The sequence below is a fragment of the Streptomyces sp. NPDC101166 genome (genome assembly GCF_044768125.1).
Lineage (GTDB): Bacteria > Actinomycetota > Actinomycetes > Streptomycetales > Streptomycetaceae > Streptomyces.
Window position 1 is genome coordinate 1 of the sequence record NZ_JBIWPF010000051.1, and the last position, 5,476, is coordinate 5,476.

General features: G+C 71.3%; 1 protein-coding gene. It reads left to right on the top strand.

The annotated features are described in order from the left end of the window. Positions 1–5,476, top strand: a 5,476-nt coding sequence (locus ACIRS4_RS36095; protein WP_404204171.1) for an amino acid adenylation domain-containing protein, incomplete at both ends; no start/stop codon positions are given.

The following is a 5,476-nucleotide window of genomic DNA, read 5'->3' on the forward strand; positions in this document are numbered from 1 at the left end:
CCGGCGCCGGCCGGGGCCCCGCCACAGCCCGCGAAGAACTCCTCTGCGGTGTGTTCGCCCAGGTCCTCGGACTCGAACAGGTAGGCGTCGACGACAACTTCTTCGCCCTCGGCGGCCACTCCCTGCTCGCCGTCCGCCTGGTCGAACGGCTCCGTGAACGCGGCATGTCCGTCTCCGTACGCGCGCTCTTCGAGACCCCGACGCCGGCCGGCCTCGCCGCCGCGGCGGGCGCGGCCCAGGTCGCCGTACCCGAGAACCTCATCCCGGCCGACGCCACCGAGATCACGCCCGAGATGCTGCCGCTCGTCGACCTCACGGCCCGAGAACTGGCCGACATCGTCGCCTCCGTGGACGGCGGCGCGGCCAACATCGCCGACGTCTACCCGCTCGCACCGCTCCAAGAGGGCCTGCTCTTCCACCACCTCCTCAACGAACGCGGCGACGACGCCTACGCACTTCCGACCGTCATCGCCTTCGACTCGGGCGAACGCTTCGACAGCTTCCTGGTCGCCCTCCAGCGCGTGGTCGACCGCCACGACATCCTGCGAACGGCGATCGTGTGGGAGGGCCTGCGCGAGCCCGTCCAGGTCGTCTGGCGCCGCGCCGCCCTGCCCGTCACCGAGGTGACCCTCGACGAGGACACCACCGACCCCGTCGCCGCGCTGGTCGCCGCCGGCGGCACCACGATGGACCTCGGCCGCGCACCGCTGATCACCCTGCACGTCACGGCGGCCGCGGACGGAAAGCGGCTCGCCCTGCTGCGAATGCACCACATGGTGCAGGACCACACGGCCAAGGAAGTCCTCCTGGAGGAGATCCGGGCCTTCCTCACGGGCCATGGCGAGGAGCTGCCCGAGCCGCTGCCCTTCCGCAACTTCGTCGCCCAGGCGCGCACCGGTGTCGAACAGGCCGCCCACGAGCGGTACTTCGCCGAGCTGCTCGGCGACGTCACCGAGCCCACGGCCGCTTACGGGCTGGTCGATGTGCGGGGCGACGGCACCGGCATCACCCGCGGCGAGCTGGAGTTCCAGCCCGCCCTCACCACCCGTCTGCGAGACGTGGCGCGACGCCTCGGCGTCAGCCCCGCACCCGTACTGCACGTGGCGTGGGCTCGCGTGCTCGCCGCGCTCAGCGGTCGCGACGACGTGGTCTTCGGCACGGTGCTCTCCGGCCGCATGAACGCGGGCACCGGATCGGACCGCGTACCGGGCCCGTTCATGAACACGCTTCCTGTCCGCCTGCGCACCGGGGAGCTCGGCGCGCTCGAGTCCATCGAGGCCATGCGCGGCCAGCTCGCCCGCCTCATGGAGCACGAGCACGCACCGCTGGCCATGGCCCAGCGGGCCGGCGGACTGCCGGCCGACACCCCGGTCTTCACCAGTTTCTTCAACTACCGCCGCGACGCGGGCCACCGCGACGGCAGTGAGCACACCGCCGAGATCACCGGCATCCGCACCGTGTGGACCCACGACCGTACCAACTACCCGCTGTCCGTGGCCGTCAACGACAACGGCGACGCGCTCGCACTCGCCGTCGACGCCGTCGCCCCCATCGACCCGGCCGAGGTGAGCACGCTGGTGCACCGCGCCGCCGAACAACTGGTCACCGCGGTGGAGACAGCGCTGTCCGGCGGGACGGACCTGCCCCTCACCTCGCTCGATGTCCTCGGTGAGGGTGAGCGGCGTCGGGTGCTGGTCGAGTGGAACGACACCGAGATGGATCTGGGTTCGGTGTCGGTGCCGGAGTTGTTCGAGGCGCAGGTGGTGCGGGCGCGGGATGCGGTGGCGGTGGTGGCGGGCGGTGAGACGGTCTCGTATGGCGAGTTGGATGTTCGTGCGGGGCGGTTGGCTCGTTATCTGGCGGGTCAGGGGATCGGTGCGGAGTCGGTGGTGGGTCTGTGTCTGCCGCGTGGGGTGGACATGGTGGTGGCGGTTCTGGCGGTGTGGAAGGCGGGGGCGGGTTATCTGCCGGTCGATCCGGAGTATCCGGCGGAGCGGATCGGGTTCATGCTCGCCGATTCGGGTGCGGTGTTGACGCTGACGACCGAGGAGGTCCTCGACGATCTCCCGGCGGGTCGGAACCGGTTCGTGGCGTTGGACAGCGCGTTGGTGCGGATGCAGCTGGATGCCGTGTCGGCGGAGCCGCTGGGCAACGAGGTCGATCCGCGGTCGCTGGCGTATGTGATCTACACGTCGGGTTCGACGGGTCGGCCCAAGGGCGTGGCCGTCACGCACGGGGGACTCGCCAATTACGTGTCCTGGGCCGCGGACGCGTATGGGATGAGCGAGGGCGGGGGTGCTCCGTTGCATTCCTCCCTGGCCTTCGATCTGACCGTGACCAGTGTCCTGGTGCCGTTGGTCTCCGGTTCGGCGGTCGTGGTCAGCGGTCCGGGCGGGGCGGAGGGGCTGGCCGAGCTCATCAAAACCTCCGACGCCTTCGGTCTGGTCAAGGCGGTTCCTGCGCATCTGCCGTTGTTGGCGGAGATGCTCACGCAGGAGCAGGCGGCCGCGTCGGCCCGCACATGGGTTGTGGGTGGTGAGGCGCTGCCCGGTGCGGTGGTGCGTGACTGGCTTGCTCGGGCTCCGGGCTCGGTGGTCGTCAATGAGTACGGGCCCACCGAGACGGTGGTGGGCTGCTGTGTGTTCGAGGTCGCGTCCGGTCAGCAGGTGGGGGACTCGGTCCCGATCGGCCGTCCGATCGCCAACACGCGCTTGTATGTGCTGGATGCGCGTCTGCAGCCGGTGGCTGCGGGTGTCGCGGGCGAGCTCTACATCGCCGGCGCCCAGCTGGCCCGAGGCTATGTGAAGCGTCCCGGCCTGACAGCCGCAAGGTTCGTGGCGAACCCGTTCGAGCCGGGTCAGCGGATGTATCGCACGGGAGACGTGGCCCGCTGGAGCGGGGACGGTCTCCTGGAGTACCTGGGCCGTGCGGACGAGCAGGTCAAGGTGCGCGGCTTCCGCATCGAACCCGGCGAGGTACAGGCGGTGGTGGCCGCGCACCGGGAGGTCGCGCAGGCGGCCGTCGTCGCCCGCGAGGACACCCCCGGCGACACCCGACTCGTCGCCTACATCGTCCCCACGGACGCCGACGAGGCAGACGGAGAACTGGCCGCGTCCGTAGCGGAGTTCGTCGGCGGACGGCTGCCGGAGCACATGGTCCCGTCCGCGGTGGTCGTCCTCGACGCCCTGCCGCTGACCGCCAACGGCAAACTCGACCGCAAGGCCCTGCCCGCCCCGGGCGCCGCGCACTCCGGCGGCTCCAGCCGCGGACCCGGGAGCCATGAGGAGGAGATCCTCTGCGAGGCCTTCGCCCAGGTCCTCGGTCTCGAGAAGGTCGGCGTCGACGACAACTTCTTCGCCCTCGGCGGCCACTCCCTGCTCGCCGTCCGCCTCGTCAGCCGTATCCGCGCCGTACTCGGCGTCGAACTGGACCTGGCGACGCTCTTCGAAGTGCCCACTGTCGCTGGCTGCGCGGCCCGGATCGGCCGGGCGGGCACCACGCGCACCGGACTGGCGCCGATGCCGCGCCCCGAGCGCACCCCGCTGTCGTACGCACAGCAACGGCTCTGGTTCATCGGCCGGCTGGAGGGCTCGAACACCGCCTACAACGTCCCCGTCGCCCTCCGTCTGACCGGCGAAGTGGACCACGCGGCACTCGCTGCAGCCCTGCGGGACGTGCTCCAGCGCCACGAGGTCCTGCGGACCGTGTTCCCCGTCACCGACGGTGAGCCCTACCAGCAGGTCGTCCCCATGAGTGACCTGACGTGGCAGCTGCCGCTCGTCGAGGTCTCCCCGGAAGACCTTCCGGAGGCCGTCGCCGCCGCGGGCGAGTACGCCTTCGACCTCTCCCGCGAAGTGCCCTTCCGCGCTTGCCTGTTCTCGGCCGGCCCCGACGAACAGGTGCTCGTCGTGGTGATGCACCACATCGCCAGCGACGGCTGGTCGAAGCGGCCGCTCGCGCAGGACCTGTCCATCGCGTACGCGGCGCGGTGTGCGGGGCGGGCTCCCGGGTGGGAGCCGCTGCCGGTGCAGTACGCGGACTATGCGCTGTGGCAGCGCGAGCTGCTCGGCGACGAGGCGGACCCCGGCAGCGTCGGCGCCCGCCAGATCGCCTACTGGCGCGAGGCACTGGCCGACGCACCGGAAGAACTGACGCTCCCCGCCGACCACCGGCGCCCCGCCGCCTCCACCGGCCGGGGCCACCGGATCCCGGTGACCGTCCCGGCCGACGTCCACACCCGGCTGCGGCAGCTGGCACAGGACGAGGGTGTGACCACCTTCATGGTGCTCCAGGCGGCCTGCGCCGTCCTCTTGTCGAAGCTCGGCGCGGGCACCGACATCCCGATCGGCTCAGCACACGCGGGCCGTAACGACGAAGCACTCGACGACCTGGTCGGCTTCTTCGTGAACACCCTCGTCCTGCGCACGGACCTGTCGGGCGACCCCACATTCGCGGAGGTCCTCGGCCGGGTGCGGGAGACGAGCCTGGCCGCGATGGCCCACCAGGACGTGCCGTTCGAGAAGCTGGTGGAGGAGCTGGCCCCCACCCGCTCCCTGGCCCGCCACCCCCTCTTCCAGGTCATGCTCTCCCTCGAGAACAACGCCGAGGCGGTCCTCGATCTGCCCGGACTGCGCCCCCCGTCGGCCGCCGCACAACCGGCCGGCCCCACCGAGGCCGCGGCCAAGTTCGACCTGGCCTTCCAGCTCTCCGAGACCGCCGGCGCCGATGGCATCCCCCGTGGACTGCACGGCAGCGTCGTGGCGTCGGCCGACCTGTTCGAGCAGGACACGGCCCTGCGGCTCACCGAACGCTGGATCCGCGCCCTCACGGCGCTGGTCGCCGACCCCGCCGTGCGGCTGAGCGCACTCGACGTGCTGGACGAATCCGAGCGCGACCGGCTGTTGAACGGGTGGAACGACACCGCGACGACCGTCGCGCCGACCACCGTGCCCGAGCTCTTCACGGCCCACGCGGCGCGCACCCCGGACGAGATCGCAGTGATCGCCGACGGCGTGGCCGTCACGTACGAGGAACTGGACGCCCGCGCCAACCGCCTCGCTCACCACCTGATCCGTCAGGGCATCGGCGCCGAGTCGGTCGTCGGACTGAGCTTCGGCCGCGACGACCAGATGATCGTCGCGATCCTGGCCGTGTGGAAGGCCGGCGCCGCCTATCTGCCCATCGACCCCGAGCACCCGGCCGAGCGGAAGGCGTACCTGCTCGCCGACAGCGGGGCGGCCCTCGTGCTCACGACCGGGGAACTCCTGCCCGGGCTTCCCGCGGGCCGTGTACCGGTCGCCGTCGTCGACAGCCCCGAACTGTGCGCCGAACTCGACTCCGCTCCGACCACCGCACCCGAGGTCGTCCTCCGCGATACCGGTCTGGCGTATGTGATCTATACGTCGGGTTCGACGGGGCGGCCGAAGGGTGTGGCGGTGGGTCATGGGGCGTTGGCGAATCTGGTGTCGGTGTTCGC